At 68.4% G+C, this 15374-nt stretch carries 13 protein-coding genes and 1 tRNA gene; 9 read left to right on the plus strand and 5 right to left on the minus strand.

Annotated elements, in window-relative coordinates:
- Window positions 1-402: tRNA guanosine(34) transglycosylase Tgt (locus tag Q7P21_RS06690; protein WP_304176323.1), on the plus strand; the 402-nt coding region annotated here is incomplete at its 5' end.
- Here the strand turns inward: Q7P21_RS06690 and Q7P21_RS06695 are convergent.
- Window positions 387-1004, minus strand: a complete 618-nt coding sequence (locus tag Q7P21_RS06695) for a hypothetical protein (RefSeq protein WP_304164747.1) — start codon at window positions 1002-1004, stop codon at window positions 387-389. The genes Q7P21_RS06690 and Q7P21_RS06695 overlap by 16 nt on opposite strands.
- A 119-nt stretch (window positions 1005-1123) precedes the next feature.
- Here Q7P21_RS06695 and Q7P21_RS06700 point away from each other — a divergent pair.
- The 5 genes from Q7P21_RS06700 (at window position 1124) to Q7P21_RS06720 (ending at window position 4361) form a co-directional block, all read left to right on the plus strand.
- Window positions 1124-1198, plus strand: a tRNA-Lys gene (locus Q7P21_RS06700).
- Between the two features lie 78 nt (window positions 1199-1276).
- Complete coding sequence (locus tag Q7P21_RS06705; RefSeq protein ID WP_304176325.1) at window positions 1277-1477, plus strand: hypothetical protein; 201 nt, start codon at window positions 1277-1279, stop codon at window positions 1475-1477.
- A 139-nt stretch (window positions 1478-1616) separates the two neighbouring features.
- Window positions 1617-2480 (plus strand): sulfate ABC transporter permease subunit CysT, encoded by an 864-nt coding sequence (gene cysT, locus Q7P21_RS06710; protein WP_304164742.1) that lies wholly within the window; start codon window positions 1617-1619, stop codon window positions 2478-2480.
- Window positions 2477-3316 (plus strand): sulfate ABC transporter permease subunit CysW, encoded by an 840-nt coding sequence (gene cysW / locus Q7P21_RS06715; RefSeq protein WP_304176327.1) that lies wholly within the window; start codon window positions 2477-2479, stop codon window positions 3314-3316. Before cysT ends, cysW begins: the two co-directional genes overlap by 4 nt.
- Before the next feature lie 10 nt (window positions 3317-3326).
- Window positions 3327-4361 carry a sulfate/molybdate ABC transporter ATP-binding protein gene (locus tag Q7P21_RS06720; RefSeq protein WP_304164738.1) on the plus strand — a complete coding sequence of 345 codons (1035 nt, stop codon included), beginning with the start codon at window positions 3327-3329 and terminating at the stop codon, window positions 4359-4361.
- 25 nt (window positions 4362-4386) lie between these two features.
- Here the strand turns inward: Q7P21_RS06720 and Q7P21_RS06725 are convergent, their stop codons facing one another.
- Genes Q7P21_RS06725 through Q7P21_RS06735 form a run of 3 tightly spaced genes read right to left on the minus strand, consistent with a single transcriptional unit; the run spans window position 4387 to window position 7771 of the window.
- Entirely contained in the window at window positions 4387-5370 is a 984-nt protein-coding gene (locus Q7P21_RS06725) for a transglutaminase family protein (protein WP_304164736.1), read from the minus strand.
- Window positions 5371-5381: 11 nt separating this feature from the next.
- Complete coding sequence (locus Q7P21_RS06730; protein ID WP_304164735.1) at window positions 5382-6326, minus strand: alpha-E domain-containing protein; 945 nt, start codon at window positions 6324-6326, stop codon at window positions 5382-5384.
- Entirely contained in the window at window positions 6323-7771 is a 1449-nt protein-coding gene (locus Q7P21_RS06735) for a circularly permuted type 2 ATP-grasp protein (RefSeq protein WP_304164732.1), read from the minus strand. The genes Q7P21_RS06730 and Q7P21_RS06735 overlap by 4 nt, the downstream gene beginning before the upstream one ends.
- A 269-nt stretch (window positions 7772-8040) precedes the next feature.
- Between Q7P21_RS06735 and Q7P21_RS06740 the strand changes: the two genes are divergently transcribed.
- The 3 genes from Q7P21_RS06740 to Q7P21_RS06750 are packed head-to-tail and all read left to right on the plus strand — an operon-like array spanning window position 8041 to window position 14431.
- Window positions 8041-9825 carry an autotransporter assembly complex family protein gene (locus tag Q7P21_RS06740; protein ID WP_369685423.1) on the plus strand — a complete coding sequence of 595 codons (1785 nt, stop codon included), beginning with the start codon at window positions 8041-8043 and terminating at the stop codon, window positions 9823-9825.
- The gene (locus Q7P21_RS06745; RefSeq protein WP_304176329.1) at window positions 9822-14051 is read left to right on the plus strand and encodes a translocation/assembly module TamB domain-containing protein; all 4230 of its coding nucleotides are present in this window, start codon (window positions 9822-9824) and stop codon (window positions 14049-14051) included. Before Q7P21_RS06740 ends, Q7P21_RS06745 begins: the two co-directional genes overlap by 4 nt.
- Before the next feature lie 14 nt (window positions 14052-14065).
- A complete protein-coding gene (locus tag Q7P21_RS06750; RefSeq protein WP_304176331.1) occupies window positions 14066-14431 on the plus strand; it encodes a hypothetical protein in 366 nt (121 codons plus the stop codon).
- Here the strand turns inward: Q7P21_RS06750 and phhA are convergent.
- Complete coding sequence (phhA, locus tag Q7P21_RS06755; protein ID WP_304176333.1) at window positions 14428-15288, minus strand: phenylalanine 4-monooxygenase; 861 nt, start codon at window positions 15286-15288, stop codon at window positions 14428-14430. The genes Q7P21_RS06750 and phhA overlap by 4 nt on opposite strands.
- Window positions 15289-15374: the final 86 nt, after the last annotated feature.

Consider the following 15374-nt stretch of genomic DNA (forward strand, 5'->3'; position numbering starts at 1 on the left):
CCCGCCGACCGGCCCCGCTATCTGATGGGGGTCGGCAAGCCGATCGACCTGGTCGAGGCCGTGGCGCGCGGGATCGACATGTTCGACTGTGTCCTGCCCACCCGTTCAGGCCGCCACGGCCAGGCCTGGACCTGGGAAGGTTCGATCAATCTGAAGAACGCCCGGTTTGCCGAGGACGATGAGCCGCTCTGCCCCGAGATCGCCTGTCCGGCCTCCAGCCACTATTCCAAGGCCTATCTGCACCACCTGGTGAAGGCCGAGGAAATCCTCGGTCAGGTGCTGCTGTCCTGGCACAATATCGCCTTCTTCCAGGCCCTGACCGCCGCCATGCGCGACGCCATCGCCGAGGGCCGGTTCGCCGCCTTCCGCGCCGCGTTCAAGGCCCGTCAGCGGATCGGGTAACGCGGCTTGCCCTTGGGGGCGTTGTCCCGGGCCGGCAGATTGTCGCGCGGGATCGGCACGTGGGACGGAATCGCCGGCGGGCTGCAGTTGTGTGATTCGCCCAGGCCCTTGAGATAGCCGCGCCGGACCGCGCCGGCGGTGATCGCCTGGGCCACGAAGCTGTCGTGCTTCTCCGCCCCCGACAGCTTGCGCACCCAGCCCCGAAAGGGGATCAGGCCGGAGGCGGCTCCTGCCATGGCCCCCAGGGCAGAGTCCTGGCCCATGTGCACCAGGTCGTCCTGGTCCAGCGAGGCCTCGTCCAGGTCTGCCCCCAGCGCGCCATTGAGCGGCAGCAGCAGGGCGGTGATCCGCACGCAGGTCATGGGCTGCGGTCGCTTGTAGGGGTCCTCCAGGGCGTCCAGCAGCACATTGGGGATCTTGGTGCGCAGGACGTTGAGATCGCGCATGGGCGCCGCCATGGCCCCTTCGAGGTTTTCGCGGTTGGCCTGGGAGCTGGTCTGGATCCGGGGCGATCCGCTGGCGGGCGCCGTGGTGCAGCCGGCCAGCCCGCTCAGCAGGGAAAGACCGATCAGGAGCGGGGCGAGGGCAAGGGCGGAACGCATGCGCCGATCATAGTGTCGGACCGCGCGCGCTGGAAAGGCCGAGCGCGGCCTTGCCCCCGGTGAAGTCGGGCCCTATGTTCCGCGCCGCTTCGCCCGGCGCGCTCTCTGCGCCGCGCCAAGGGCCGGTAGCTCAGTGGTAGAGCATTCGACTTTTAATCGAATGGTCGTGGGTTCGAACCCCACCCGGCCTACCAATTTTCCTTCACCCCGAAGACGACGTCGCCGGCCCGCTTCCAACGCGTCCAGGCGGACCCGGCTGCCGTATCTGGCTCATGATCGAAGATGAAAGCGCGCGGCGCACGGCCCTCGCCCTGATCGCCCAGTACGGTGTGGACGCCGAGGTGATCGCCATGCTGCGGGCGGCGGAATACGCGGCCCTGGGCGACCTCGATGGCCTGGCTCAATGGGATGATATCCTGGCCTGCGTCGCGCGTTTGTTGGCCGTCCCAAGCGACCCGCATCAACTTAACTGAGCCGGCCGCCCAGGGTTTCAGAACCCGTCTATAGAAAAGCTACATTGCCCACAGAATAAGTGGGAATTAGATCTGGGCGTTCTCGCCGGTCCGCATGTCACGCGGTCCAGCTCCCTGTCGCCCCGAGGCCCCGATCATCATGACCTCGATCGCAGAGCGTCCGCCCGCCGGGGTCCGACGTCCGCTCTTCCGGCGCAGGTCGGCCATTCCGGGGTTTGGCCTGACGCTCGGCGTCACCCTGGCGATCCTGTCCACCGTGGTCTTGATCCCGCTGTTCGCCGTCGCCCTGAAGGCCGGTCAGCAGAGCCCGGCGGAGTTCCTGGCCGACGCCTTCTCGCAGCGGGCCATGGCGGCCTATCGCCTGTCCTTCGGCGCCGCATTCATCGCCGCCGCCATCAACGCCCTGTTCGGCCTGGTCACCGCCTGGGCCCTGGTCCGCTACGAATTCCCCTTCAAGGGGCTGGTCAACGCGATCATCGACCTGCCCTTCGCCCTGCCCACAGCCGTGGCCGGCATCGCCCTGGCGAGCCTCTATGCTGAGAACGGCTGGGTCGGCGCCCTGGTGAAGCCGCTGGGTTGGAAGGTCGCCTATACGCCGTTGGGGGTGGTGGTGGCCCTGGCCTTCATCGGCCTGCCCTTCGTGGTCCGCACCGTCGAGCCGGTGCTGCGCGATCTCTCCGCCGACGTGGAGGAGGCCGCCGCCAGCCTGGGCGCCAATCGGCTGCAGACGCTCGTCCGGGTGATCCTGCCGGCGCTGGCGCCCGCCTGGCTGACCGGCTTCGCCCTGGCCTTCGCCCGGGGGATCGGGGAGTACGGCTCGGTGATCTTCATCGCCGGCAACATGCCCTACAAGTCTGAGATCGCGCCGCTGCTGATCATTATCGAGCTTGAGGAATACAAGTACGCCGGGGCGGCGGCGATCGCGGTGACCATGCTCGGCGCCTCGTTCCTCATGCTGTTCGTCATCAATCTGATCCAGGCCTGGGCCCGGAGGCGCGCATGAGCCGGCGGCCCGCCAACGCCGAACCGGCCCTCGTCCAGGCCGGCGTCCTCGCGGTCATGGCCGCCTTCCTGGCGCTGGTGCTGATCCTGCCCATGGCGACGGTGTTCTATGAGGCCCTGCGCAAGGGGCTCGGTCCGGCCCTGGAGGCCGTTCAGAACCCCGACGCCGTCTCGGCCATCAAGCTCACCCTGATCACCGCAGCGATCACCGTACCGTTCAACGCGGTGTTCGGGGTCTGCGCCGCCTGGGCCGTCGCCAAGCACGAGTTCCCGGGCAAGAGCTTCCTGATCACTCTCATCGACCTGCCGTTCTCGGTCTCGCCCGTGGTGGCCGGCCTGATCTATGTGCTGATCTTCGGGGCCCAGGGCTGGTTCGGCGAATGGCTGATCGATCACGACATCAAGATCATCTTCGCCCTGCCGGGCATAGCGCTCGCCACCATATTCGTGACCTTCCCCTTCGTGGCCCGCGAACTGATCCCGCTGATGCAGGAACAGGGCGTGGACGAGGAGGAGGCGGCGGTCTCGCTCGGCGCCTCAGGCCTGCGGACCTTCTGGAGCGTCACCGCGCCCAACATCCGCTGGGGACTGCTCTATGGGGTGCTGCTCTGCAACGCCCGGGCGATGGGTGAGTTCGGCGCGGTCTCGGTGGTTTCCGGCCACATCCGGGGCCTGACCAACACCATGCCGCTGCATGTGGAGATCCTCTACAACGAGTACGACTTCGTCGGCGCCTTCTCGGTGGCGGCCCTGCTGTGCGGCCTGGCCATCGTGACCCTGGCGCTCAAGACCCTCCTCGAAATTCTCCAGCCGCAGACGCGGCGGCCTGGCCATTGAGCGACCGCGCATGACCATTTCCATCCAGTCCGTCGCCAAGAGCTTTGGCCGCTTCCCGGCCCTGAACGGGGTCAGCCTTGAGATCGCCGACGGCGAGCTCCTGGCCCTGCTGGGCCCGTCCGGCTCGGGCAAGACCACCCTGCTGCGGGCCATAGCTGGCCTGGAGTTCCCGGAAGCCGGCCAGATCCTGTTCGACGGCCAGGACATGACCCAGGTCAGCGCCGCCGCCCGGCGGGTGGGCTTCGTGTTCCAGCAATACGCCCTGTTCCGTCATATGACGGTCGCCCGCAACATCGCCTTCGGGCTGGAGGTGCGCAAAGGCGCTGGCAAGCCCTCCAAGGCGGTGATCCAGGACCGGGTCGAGCACCTGCTGAAGCTGGTCGAACTGGAGGGCCTGGGCGGCCGCTATCCGTCCCAGCTGTCCGGTGGTCAGCGCCAGCGGGTGGCCTTGGCCCGGGCGCTTGCCGTCGACCCCAGCGTGCTCTTGCTGGACGAGCCATTCGGAGCGCTCGACGCCACCGTGCGCAAGTCGCTGCGCAAGGAGCTGAGGCGCATCCATGACGCCACTGGCGTCACCACCATCTTCGTCACCCACGACCAGGAAGAAGCCCTGGAGTTGGCCGACCGGGTGGCGATCCTGAACCTGGGCGTGATCCAGCAGGTCGGGACCCCGGCCGAGGTCCACGACGCCCCGGCCAACGCCTTTGTCTGCGGCTTCGTCGGTGAGGCCAACCGGATCGAGGGCGAAGTTCAGGCCGGCCGGTTCAGCGCTGGCGATATCGTCGTGCCGGCGCCGGGAGTCGCGAACGGGGCGGCCACGGCCTTCATCCGCCCCCACGAACTGACCCGCGCCAAGACCGGCGCGGGCGGCCTCAGACTGACGGCCGAACGCATCACGCCGCAGGGGCCGGTGCTGCATGTCGAGGCGCGTACGGCCGATGGCCGACGGCTGGAGGCGGCGTTCGCGCGGGCTGGCGGCCTCGGATTCGGAGTTGGCGACCAGGTCGAGGTCGCGGTCGAGCGAGCGCACGTCTTCGGCGCCTGAGGCGCGCTCAGGGCGCCCGCATGATCTACTGCTGCTGTTGCTGCTGTTGCTGGTCGTAACGCAGGCCGCCGGCCGGGCCGCGCCGTCGGGCCCCGCCCCGGGCGAAGGACGGCTGCGAGATGCGGATGAATTCCGGCTCGGTGATGGCCGCGCGGGCCCGGCGCACCGACACCCCCACGGCCAGCTGGCTCTCTGCGTCGCCTTTATAGACCCCGCGCGATGGCGGGACGTCCGCATAGTCGCGGCCCACCGCGGCGGCCACATGGCGTTCGCCGGCCTCGACATTGTTGGTCGGGTCCAGGCCGATCCAGCGGGTCGAGGGCAGGAAGACCTCGACCCAGGCATGGGTGGCGTCGGGATCGGAACGATCGCCGCCGCTGCGGTCGGTGAAGAGATATCCGGACACGTAGCGAGCCGGAATGCCCCACGACCGGCAGATGGCGATCATGATGTGGGCGAAGTCCTGGCAGACCCCGCGCCGGGTCTCCAGCGCCAGATCGATCGGGCTGTCAGCGTCGGTGACGCCGGCCTCATAGGCGAAGGATTCGTAGATGATCCGCGACAGCTCTCGCACGGCGGTCAGCGGGTCGCGGGCCCGCAGGGGCTCGATTCCCGCCTCCATTACGAACTGCTGCAGGGCCTCGGTCTCGACCGCGAAGCCGTGGTGACGCAGGAAGTCGAAGTTCTCCCCGCGCACGAAATCGCTCTTCAGCCGGTCCCATTCACCCATGTCGAGCGCCGCGGGCAGGGGCGGGGGCGGCTGGGTCTCCACCGCCGATCGGGCGACGATGTTCAGTCGGTCATGGGGCTGGGGCACGTCGAAATGATAGACGGCGTTGCCGAAGGCGTCGGCATAGGAGAACAGCTGCGCCGGCGGGTCGAGCTCCAGCTCGAAGCTGACCAGACGCTGGCGGGCGCCCTTCTGGGGCTGCATCCACACCTCCATGACGCTTTCGCGCACGGGTTCGGCGTAGTGGTACTGGGTGACGTGGCGGACCTCGAGCAGCATGGATTTGGTCCTCAGGCCGGCAGGCGCATTTCGAGGGAATAGGCGACGAAGGTCTCGTAGATCGCCGAATGGATCGCGGCGCACTCGTCGAGCACCGTGGTCAGGAAGCCCGCGGCCCCGTCGAGGGTCAGGTTCTCGACATCCGCATATTGCAGACGCGCCTTCAGGCGGCCGGCCAGGCGTTCCGGCCCGCCATGGCTGGCGGCCTCGACATAGCGGCTGACCCCGGTGAGATGTTCCTCGATGCGGGCGGTGGAGAACCGGATCGAGCGGGGGAACTCCTCATCGAACATCAGGAATTCCAGGATCTTGCGGGGCTGCACATCGGCGGTGTAGCGGCGCAGATAGGGCTCCAGCGCGCAGCTCATCCGCAGCACATTGGTCAGCAGGGTGTGGTCGTTGATCGGCCGGTCGCGGGCGTCGCGGAAGCAGACCTCCAGCAGCCGCCCGATCAGCTGCGCGCGCTCCAGGTGAACGCCGAGCAGCAGGAAGCCCCAGCCCTCGCCATGGCTCATGGTGGCGTCGGCGGCGCCCTTGAACAGGTGCAGATCGCCGATGATGTCGTGCAGGAAGGCCGAGGACCCGTCGGTGAAGGCCTTGGCGGCGTCCGGCGCGGTCATCCGCAGATAGATCAGGTTCAGCCGCTCCCAGGTCTCAGTGGTGATCTGGTCGCGGACCTGGCGGGCGTTCTCGCGGGCCGAGGCCAGGGAACTGGCGATCGAGCCGGCGTCCTCTCGGTCCAGGGTGAGCGCATAGGCCGCCTCATAGGGTGCGGCGATCTTGGCCGGATCGGCGTCGCCCACCGCCGACAGGGCGATGCGCGCCACCTGGGCGGCGGATTCGGTGCGGTCCAGCGTGGCGTTGAGCATCACGTCCGACAGCCGGCACATGTGCTCGGCGCGTTCCACATAACGGCCGATCCAGTAGAGACTGTCGGCGACCCGGGCGAGCATCATGGCTGGGTCTCCTCGGTGTCGCCGGCCAGGACCCAGGTGTCCTTGGAGCCGCCGCCCTGGCTGGAATTGACCACCAATGAGCCCTTCTTCAGGGCGACGCGGGTCAGGGCCCCGGGGGTTACGGTGATCTTCTCGCCCGACAGGATGAAGGGCCGCAGGTCGACGTGGCGCGGATCGATCTGGCCGTCGATCAGGCAGGGCGCGGTCGACAGCTGGATGGTCGGCTGGGCGATATAGTTTTCCGGATCGGCCTTGATCGCCTCTGCGAAGGTGGCGCGCTCGGCGACGCTGGCGTGCGGCCCGATCAGCATGCCGTAGCCGCCGGAGGCGCCCACGGCCTTGACCACCAGCTTGTCCAGATTGGCCAGGACGTGGCTCAGCTGTGACGGCTCACGGCAGAGATAGGTCTCGATATTGGGCAGGATGGCGTCCTCGCCCAGATAGTAGCGGATGATCGCCGGGACATAGGCATAGACCGCCTTGTCGTCGGCGACGCCGGTGCCTGGTGCGTTGCAGATCACCACATTGCCGGCCCGATAGGCGTTGAACAGCCCCGCCACGCCCAGGCCGGAATCCCGGCGGAAGGTCAGGGGGTCGATGAAATCATCGTCCACCCGGCGGTAGATCACGTCGATCCGCTTCAGACCGGTCGTAGTCCGCATGTAGACCATGTTGTCATGGACCACGAGGTCGCGCCCCTCGACCAGGGGCGCGCCCATCAGCCGGGCCAGATAGGCATGCTCATAATAGGCGGAGTTGTAGACGCCGGGCGTCAGCACCACGACCTGGGGATTGGGCCGCCAGTCCGCCGCCATGCTTTTCAGCGTCGCCAGCAACAGGTCCGGATAACGGTCCACCGCGCGCACGCCCGCCAGGCGGAAGGTGCCTGGGAAGGTCCGCTTGGAAGCCTCGCGGTTGGCCAGCATGTAGGACACGCCCGAAGGCACCCGCAGATTGTCCTCCAGCACCGCGAAGGCGCCGTCGGGCTGGCGGATCAGATCGGAGCCGCAGACATTGGAATAGGCCTGGTGCGGCACATAGAGGTTCTGCATCTCCCGCCGATAGGAGGGCGCGCAGAGCACGAGTTCGCGCGGCACCACCCCGTCCATCAGGATCTGCTGGTCGCCATAGATGTCGGCCAGGAACATGTTGAGGGCCCGCAGGCGCTGGGTCAGGCCGGCCTCGATGGTCGCCCATTCGTCGGCGGGAATGATCCGCGGCAACAGGTCAGTGGGGATGATCCGCTCGGTCGAGCTGTCGCCGCCATAGACGGTGAACGTGATCCCCTGCAGCAGGAAGAATCGTTCGAGCGTCCTCTGCCGCTCGGCCAGCTCCTCGCCGGCCAGGCTGGCCACCCGATTGTCGAGGGCGGCGTAGTGGGGCCGGACCTCGCCTTCGGCGGTCAGCATTTCGTCATAGGGCAAGGCGGTTCCCGTGTCCGACATCGGAACTTCGGGCTCGTCTGATCTGCGCGCCGTCGACACTCCCAGCTCCACCTGCAATGACCTTCCGCGCCCTGACCTTCGCCGACCCTAGGAAACCCCGCCGCCTTGCGGGTGGGATTTCGGAATCGAAGCGAAGCCTGACTTGGCCTGCTCAGCATTTGAGCAGACCGGCGCCCATTGGGCTAGCAGCGTAACTCGCCGGGCGTGAGTGACATCGTGGGGCGATGCGGGCTAAACCCCTGGCCCGGGGCGCAGCGTGGATTCTTGACGTGGGACGACTGGTCTATGCCGTCGCCGCCTCGGCGGTCTTGTGGGTCCTGGTGGGCCCCGACGCCGCATGCGCCGAAACGCCCAAGGCCGCCCTCGAAGGCGACATGTCCCCCAAGCTCAAGGCCGCGATCGCCGAAGCCATCGGGGTCAGCGACCATCCGGTCGGCAACCGCTTCGAAGCCCGGCGCCGCGCCAGGGAGGCGGCGGAGGATGCGGTCGCCGTGTTACGTTCCGAAGCCTATTACGGCGCCGACGTCAGCCCGGAGGTGGGCGAGGGCGACACCCCCCAGCCCGTGGTGCGGATCACCCCCAATCGCCGCTTCCTGGTCGCCGACCCCGCCATCGCCTGGTTGGGCGAACCGCCGCCGGCCCAGGTCCAGGCCGCCGCCGAGGCGGTGATGGGTCTGGCCAATGGCCAGGCCGGGCGCGCGGCAGACGTGGTCGGGGCCGAGGGGCGCATTGTCGCCGCGGTCCAGAAGCGTGGCTTCGCCGATGTGGCGGCCGACACCCGCGAGGTGATCGTCGACCATGCCGACCAGACCGTGCGTCCCACCTATCGGATCGCCGCCGGCGACCTGGTGCGGCTGGACGGGGTGAAGCTGATGACCTCTGGGCGCACCAATCCGCGCTGGCTGAGCGCGCTCGCCCCCTGGAAAACTGGCGAGGCCTATGATCCGGAGGACGTGGGCGAGCTTGAGCGCCGTCTGCTCGACACCGGCGTCTATGAGGCGGTGACGGTCTCCTTGGCGCCCAAGACGGACATGACGCCTGACGGCCTGAGGCCGGTCATCGTCAGCCTGAGCGATCGTTCCAAGCGCCAGCTGGAACTGGGCGCGAGCTATTCCACCAGCGAGGGTGCGGGCGCCGACGTCCGCCTGACCCGCTACAATCTGCTGGGGCGGGCCGACACGGTCGCCCTGTTCGCCAAGAGCTCCTATCTCGACAGCCGGGTCGGGGCCGACCTGACCCTGCCGCATTGGCGGCGCGCCCAGCAGACCCTGAAGGCCTCGACGGCGGTCTATCGCACCCAGACCGACGCCTATGACGAAACCGGCGTGGGGGTCAGCGCCGATGTCGAGCGCCGATTCCACAAGACCTCCTATGTGACCCTGGGCGGGTCCCTCGACTACAGCCAGACCGACGAGCTTTCCGCCAAGACCCTGGCGCCGCTCGGCCGCAAGCTGGTCACGGTCGCGGGGCTGGGCGCCATGGCCCTTGACCGGTCCGACGATCCGCTGGACCCCAAGCGGGGCTGGCGGGTCGAGACCCGGATCGAACCGACCTTGGTCGCGGGCTCCGGGACCCTGCCATTCCTCAAGGTCCAGGCCCAGGGCTCCGCCTATCTGCCCTTCGACGACAAGGGCCGCACGGTCCTGGCCGGGCGCTTGAAGCTGGGCTCGATCATCGGCGGCCTGATCCCGGAGGTGCCGGCCCCTCGTCGGTTCTATTCCGGCGGCGGCGGCTCGGTGCGCGGCTACGCCTATCAGGCCATCGGCCCCCGGCTGGCTGACAACACCCCCCAGGGGGGCTTGTCCCTGGTCGAGGCCTCGCTTGAGCTGCGCCAGAAGATCGGCGCCCACTGGGGGGTGGTGGCCTTCGTCGACGCGGGCGCCGTGGGCTCTGACCCGACGCCCGCCGACAAGAACCTCAATGTCGGCGCCGGCATCGGGGTGCGCTACGACCTGGGCTTCGGGCCGATCCGCGCCGACATCGCCATACCCCTCAACCCGCGCACCGGCGATCCGTCGTTCCAGGTCTATCTCAGCATCGGGCAAAGCTTTTGACCCCGACGCCCGACGATCCGCGCAAGCCGCCTGAGCACCCGATCGAGGAGGTGATTTCCGAGGTCGTGCACGAGGTGGTGGACGAGGCGGTGAAGGTCGCCAAGAGCCGCGCCTTCCCGCCGATCGTCATCATCGTGGCCCTGGTCCTGACCTTCCTGTTCGGCGGCGGCTTCATCACCACCCGCTTCGGCGTTCTGCTGCCCCAGGGCCGGCTGCTGATCGAGGCCAGCGCCAACGGGCTGAAGCTGGGGCCGGTGGGGCGGCTGAAGATCGAGGGGCTGAGAGGCGACATCTGGCGCGACTTCAGCGTCGATCGGCTGACCATTTCCGACGAACAGGGCGTCTGGCTCGACGCGCGTCATGTCGAGGTGGCGTGGCGCTATCTCGATCTCTTCCTGCGCAAGCTGACCCTCGACAGGATCACCGCCCAGCAGGTGATGATCCTGCGCCGCCCGACCCTGACCCCGAAGGAGAAGTCCGGCGGGCTGCCGGTGTCCTTCCAGATCGGTCAGATCGCGGCCCGGGTCGAGATGACGCCCCAGTTCAGCTACGAACGCGGGGTCTATAATGTCACCGGCGGCCTGGTGGTGAAGCGCAATGACGGCGGCCAGTCGGGCCACGTCGAGGCCGTCAGCCTGTTGCGCAAGGGCGACCACCTCAACCTCACCTTCGACTTCATCAAGGACCATCCCCTGGCCCTGAAGGCCGATGTGGTGGAGGCCAAGGGCGGGGCCCTGGCGGGCGCCGTTGGCCTGCCGTCGGGCGCGCCCTTCGAACTGAAGGCCAATGCCGGCGGCGCGGCCAAGTCCGGGGCGGTCAGCATCGTCGCGGTCTCCGGAACGATGCGCCCCGTAGAGATCAGCGGCGCCTGGACGCCTCAGGGCGGCAGCGCCCAGGGCAGGGTGTTGCTGACCGCTTCCAGCCTGCTCAAGCCCTATGCCGACCGTTTCGGACCCCAGGCGGCCTTCTCGCTCTCGGCTCGCAAGGCGAACAAGACCCAGTACGATGTCGGCTTCCGCGTGGCCTCCGATAATCTCACCGTCGCGGGGCGGGGTTTGGCCGATATCCAGCGTCGCAAGATCGGCAAGGATGGGGTGTCCCTGGTCGGCGACGCTCCCAGTCTCAGCCGGCTGATCGGCGGCCCTGAGACCGGTGCGACCCACGCGGTGGCCCGGCTGACTGGAAAGGCCGCCGATTGGAATATCAGCGGCGACGCCGTGGTCCGGAACGCCAAGCTGTTCGACTACACCCTGGATCGCCTGGAAGGCCCGGTGGTGTTCGAGCACAAGTCCGGCGCCTGGAGCGTCGGCGGCCAGGTCCAGGGCTCGGGGGGGCAGGGATCAGGCTGGGTCGCGGCCGCCCTGGGCGCCAAGCCGCAGGCGGATTTCAAGGTCGAGCACCTGGCCGACGGCCGCATCCTGCTGCGCGACCTCAAGGGGATGGGGCAGGGGCTGAAAGTCGACGCCAGCGGCGGCGTGGGCCTGTTCGGCGGACTGACCTTCAAGGGCGACGCGGAATTCGCGAATCTCGCCGCCGCGCGAACCGGCGCCAGCGGCGGCGTCTCGGCCAACTGGACCGCGTCCCAGGGCAAGGGCGACAAGCCCTGGGTCTTCAGCCTCGACGCAAAGGCCGCCAAATTCGCTACCGGCTACGCCGAACTGGATCGCCTGCTGGGCGCCCAGCCCCGACTTCAGGGCAAGGCTGAGGTCGGCGGCGGCCGCATCGCCGTGTCCGAGGCCAGCCTGGACGGCGCGGCCCTCAAGGCGACCACGGCCGGGGTGCGCGACGCCGACGGGTCGCTCAAGTTCAAGCTCGACTGGTCGGCCGAGGGGCCGTTCCACGCCGGGCCGGTGGAGATCTCCGGCAAGGCCAGGGGTTCTGGCGCCATCACCGGAACCTTGCTCGCGCCGCGCGCGGACCTGCTGGCGGATCTCGACGCCATCGACGTGCCGCGGATGCCGCTGACCGCTGCCCATCTTGTGCTGAGCTTCCAGAAGCGCGCCGATGGGACCAGTGGCCAGGTCGTGCTCAACGCCGCCAGCGCCTATGGCCCGGCCCTGGCCCGTTCAGCCTTCAGCTTCCCAGGCCAGGGCGTTGATCTCACGGATCTTTCGGTCGACGCAGGCGGGCTGAAGGCCTCGGGTAGTCTGAGCCTGCGTGACAAGGGCGCCTCCAAGGCCGATCTGCAGGTGGCGCTGACCAAGGGCGCGTTCCTGGCGACCGGCACGGTGGCGGGCGAGGTGAAATTGGCCGACGGCGCGGGGGGGCCGCGCGCCCAGCTCAAGCTGACGGCTGACGGCGTGACCGTGCCCGACAGCCAGATCGTCATCGGCTCTGGTCGCCTGACCGCCGACGGTCCCCTGGCCCATCTGCCCTACTCGGCCCAGGCCTCGGGGATGATCGCCGGCAATCGTTGGAGCTTCGATGGCGACGGCGACCTGGCCCATGTCGAGCCGGGCTATCAGCTCGCCTTCAATGGCGAGGGGCGCTATCTCAAATGGGACCTGAAGACCACGGAGACGGCCCAATTCAGGTTCGGCGGTCCGGAACAGGGCGCCAAGCTGCGGGTCGTCGCCTCGGATGGCGGACGGATCGCGTTGGACGCCCGCATGGCTGGAGACGGGACCGAGATCCGCGCCCAGGTGCAACAGCTGGGCCTGGGGCTGATCGACGAGGATTTCGCCGGCAAGTTCGACGGGACCCTGCTGCTGAACGGCCAGGGCAAGCGGCTTTCCGGCTCCCTCGACGCCGACCTGGATGGCGTGCGCGGCCTGGGCTCCGACGCCTCGCTCGGCTTGAATGGGTCCTTGAAGGCGCGCCTGACCGGAGACGATCTCAACCTCGACGCCGCCGTCACTAACGGCCAGGGGCTGAAGGCCACCGCCGCCGTGGTGCTGCCGGCCGAAACCTCGGCCACGCCGCTGCGGATCGCCATAGATCGCACCAAGCCGATCCGAGGTCGCATCTTCGCCGATGGCGAGGTCAAGCCGCTCTGGGACCTGCTGGTCGGCGGGGAGCGTGAACTGGCCGGCCGGGTGCAGATGCAGGGCGACCTGTCCGGAACCCTGGAGCACGTGCGCGCCACCGGTCATGCTGCGGTCGACGGCGGGCGGTTCTCCGACGGGGCCACAGGCCTGAACCTGAAGGACGTCACCCTGCGCGCCGCCATGTCGGACACCCAGGTGGACATCACCCAGGCCGAGGGCTCCGATGGGCGCGGTGGCACGGTCAAGGGGGCGGGACGGATCAGCCTGGCGCCTGAAGGCGCCAGCACCTTCCGGTTGGATCTCAAGAGCTTCCGGCTGATTGATAATGAGCAAGCCACCGCCTCCGCCAGCGGCCAGGCGGTGATCGACCGTACGCCCGAGGGCAAGGTGCGCCTGGCCGGAGCGCTCACCATCGACCGCGCCGATGTCGCCGCCCGGACGCCGACGCCGTCCAATGTCGTGGCCATGGACGTGACCGAGGTGAACCGTCCGCCGGACCTCAGCGGCGTCCAGCTGGCCCCCTTGCGGCGGGGCCCGGGGATCGCCCTCGACGTCAGCCTCAAGGCTCCGCAGAAGATCTATCTGCGCGGGCGGGGCCTGGACGTAGAGCTGTCCCTCGACGCCCATGTCGGCGGCACCACCTCCCAGCCGACCCTGTCGGGCACGGCCCGGGTGATCCGCGGCGACTATGATTTCGCGGGCAAGCGCTTCGAGTTCGACACCCGGGGCGTGGTCTATCTGTCGACCCAGCCCAAGGATATCCGCCTCGACCTGTCGGCGACCCGCGAGGACACCGCCCTGACTGCCGTGGTCCGGATCAAGGGTACGGCGGCCAAGCCGGAAATCACGCTCACCTCCACCCCGATCCTGCCCAATGACGAGGTCTTGTCTCAGGTGCTGTTCGGAACATCGGCCTCCCAGCTGTCGCCCCTCGAAGCCGCCCAGCTGGCCTCGGCCCTGTCGTCCCTGGCGGGCGGTGGCGGCTTCGACGTGATCGGAAACCTGCGCACCTTCGCCGGCCTCGATCGTCTGGCCCTGGCGGGCGGCGGCGCCACCGGGGTGACGGTCTCGGGGGGCAAGTATCTCACCGACAACGTCTATCTGGAACTGACCGGCGGCGGCCGCGAAGGCCCCTCGGCCCAGGTGGAGTGGCGGGTGCGGCGAACCCTGTCCATCATCTCCAAGATCGCCGGCCAGGGTGATGGCAAGCTCTCGGTGCGCTGGCGCAGGGATTACTGAACGGGGAGGTCGCGATGCGGCGGAGGGTCTGGAGGGGGCTGGCGCTGGCCCTGGCCGTGAGCGCCTGCGCGCCGGCGCTTGAGGCGCCGCGCAACGCCGGCGTTTGCTGGCGCATGGCGCCGGGGATGAATGGCCGCCAGGATTTCCGGCCGATCTCCAACAGCGTCGAGAACCTCGAGACCTGCGCCGGGCAGTTGGAAGGTCTGCGGCTTCAACAGGGCCAGCCGGTCACCGGCGCCTTCCAGGGTCGCTACATCTATGTGACGCCAGAGGAGATCACCGTGGCGGCCGGTGCCCGGGCGCAGCGCTATCGGGTGTTCACGCCAGAACAGCGGGCTAGGATCCAGGCGGGCTACGCCGCCTTGCGCAAGGGCGGCTAGTTCCGGGCCAGGGCATAGGCCTGGGTCCCTCGCGTGAGGACCCTGTCGGTGGCCTTGATGGCGGCGATGGGAACGTCATGGGCCTCCGCCAGCCGCTGATAGACCGGGCCGAAGTCCTGCAGAGTGGCGTCGAGCAGGGCCCGCAGCGATCGGATCACGAAATAGACCTGCTGGAAGTCGTCGATCCGATAGGGGGTCCGCATCAGTCGCTCCAGGTCGAAGCCCAGGCGGTTGGGGGAGGGATCATCCAGGGCGAACCGGGATTCGGCATGGGACGAGACGATGCCGGCCCCGTAGATGCGCAAGCCCTGGGGCGTGTCCAGCAGGCCGAACTCGACAGTGTACCAATAGAGGCGAGCGAGATTGTGCAACTGGCCCTGGTTCAAGGCCCGAAGTCCGCCTCGGCCATAGGCCTCCATATAGTCGGCGAAGGTCGGGTCGGTCAGCATCGGGACGTGGCCGAACACATCGTGGAAGACGTCCGGCTCCTGCAGATAGTCCAGTTGTTCTGGGCCACGGATGAAGCGGCCGGCTGGGAAACGCCGGTTGGCCAGGTGCTCGAAGAACACCGCGTCCGGGACCAGGCCCGGAACCGCGACCACGGACCATCCGGTCAGCCGCCCAAGCTCGGCATTGATCTGGTTGAAGTCGGGAATGCCGCCCCGGTCCAGGTCCAGAGCCGCGAGACCGTTCAGGAAGGCGTCGCAGGCCCGGCCGGGCAATTGTGCGGCCTGACGCTGATAGAGCGTCATCCAGACCTGATGTTCGCCGGGCGAATAGGCGGCCCAGTCCTGGTCGATGGTCCAGTCTGCCCGCGATCCCGGGGGCGGCGTCAGGGCGTGTCCGTCAAGGCTCATGGGGTGAGCATGACCGAGACCTTGGGGAACTTCCGTTCGGAATCACCCTGAATTCAGGGGTTCGCCGGAAAAACCTTTCGCCCGCC

The organism is Phenylobacterium aquaticum (assembly GCF_947378715.1).
GTDB lineage: Bacteria > Pseudomonadota > Alphaproteobacteria > Caulobacterales > Caulobacteraceae > Phenylobacterium > Phenylobacterium aquaticum_A.

Bases quoted from the DNA above. Each gene is read 5' to 3' on its own strand.
- phhA (WP_304176333.1), bottom strand. From the start codon at position 15,288: ATGAGCCTTGACGGACACGCCCTGACGCCGCCCCCGGGATCGCGGGCA.
- cysW (WP_304176327.1), top strand. From the start codon at position 2,477: ATGAGCCGGCGGCCCGCCAACGCCGAACCGGCCCTCGTCCAGGCCGGC.
- Q7P21_RS06735 (WP_304164732.1), bottom strand. From the start codon at position 7,771: ATGTCGGACACGGGAACCGCCTTGCCCTATGACGAAATGCTGACCGCC.
- Q7P21_RS06720 (WP_304164738.1), top strand. From the start codon at position 3,327: ATGACCATTTCCATCCAGTCCGTCGCCAAGAGCTTTGGCCGCTTCCCG.
- Q7P21_RS06695 (WP_304164747.1), bottom strand. From the start codon at position 1,004: ATGCGTTCCGCCCTTGCCCTCGCCCCGCTCCTGATCGGTCTTTCCCTG.
- cysT (WP_304164742.1), top strand. From the start codon at position 1,617: ATGACCTCGATCGCAGAGCGTCCGCCCGCCGGGGTCCGACGTCCGCTC.
- Q7P21_RS06730 (WP_304164735.1), bottom strand. From the start codon at position 6,326: ATGATGCTCGCCCGGGTCGCCGACAGTCTCTACTGGATCGGCCGTTAT.
- Q7P21_RS06705 (WP_304176325.1), top strand. From the start codon at position 1,277: ATGATCGAAGATGAAAGCGCGCGGCGCACGGCCCTCGCCCTGATCGCC.
- Q7P21_RS06725 (WP_304164736.1), bottom strand. From the start codon at position 5,370: ATGCTGCTCGAGGTCCGCCACGTCACCCAGTACCACTACGCCGAACCC.
- Q7P21_RS06750 (WP_304176331.1), top strand. From the start codon at position 14,066: ATGCGGCGGAGGGTCTGGAGGGGGCTGGCGCTGGCCCTGGCCGTGAGC.